We start from the raw sequence: 664 nt of genomic DNA, 5'->3' as shown, positions 1-664 counted from the left end.
CCGGGCCAAGATCCTGGAGATCGGCTACGACACCTCCAAGAAGGGCTTCGACGGCGCCTCCTGCGGGGTTTCCGTCTCCATCGGCGCCCAGTCCCCGGACATCGCGCAGGGCGTGGACACCGCCTACGAGAAGCGGGTCGGAGGCGCCCCTTCCCCCGGGACGGACGACGAGCTGGACAAGCAGGGCGCCGGTGACCAGGGGCTGATGTTCGGCTACGCCTCGGACGAGACCCCCGCGCTGATGCCGCTCCCCATCCACCTCGCCCACCGGCTCTCCCACCGCCTCACCGAGGTCCGCAAGAACGGCACCGTCCCCTACCTGCGCCCGGACGGCAAGACCCAGGTGACCATCGAGTACGACGGCGACAAGGCCGTCCGCCTGGACACCGTGGTGGTCTCCTCCCAGCACGCCTCCGACATCGACCTCGACTCCCTGCTCGCCCCCGACATCCGCGAGTTCGTGGTCGAGCACGTCCTCGACGGCCTGGTCCACGACGGCATCAAGCTGGAGACCGAGGGCTACCGGCTGCTGGTCAACCCCACCGGGCGGTTCGAGATCGGCGGCCCGATGGGCGACGCCGGGCTCACCGGCCGGAAGATCATCATCGACACCTACGGCGGGATGGCCCGCCACGGCGGCGGTGCCTTCTCCGGCAAGGACCCA

Annotated in this window: 1 protein-coding gene; it reads left to right on the top strand. The window is 70.2% G+C overall.

Annotated elements, in window-relative coordinates:
* Positions 1-664, top strand: a 664-nt coding sequence (locus M1O15_RS31275; protein ID WP_248637623.1) for a methionine adenosyltransferase domain-containing protein, incomplete at both ends; no start/stop codon positions are given.

Origin of the sequence: Streptomyces lichenis (assembly GCF_023218175.1) — a bacterium.
GTDB lineage: Bacteria > Actinomycetota > Actinomycetes > Streptomycetales > Streptomycetaceae > Streptomyces > Streptomyces lichenis.
This window is presented reverse-complemented; position numbering and strand designations above follow the sequence as displayed.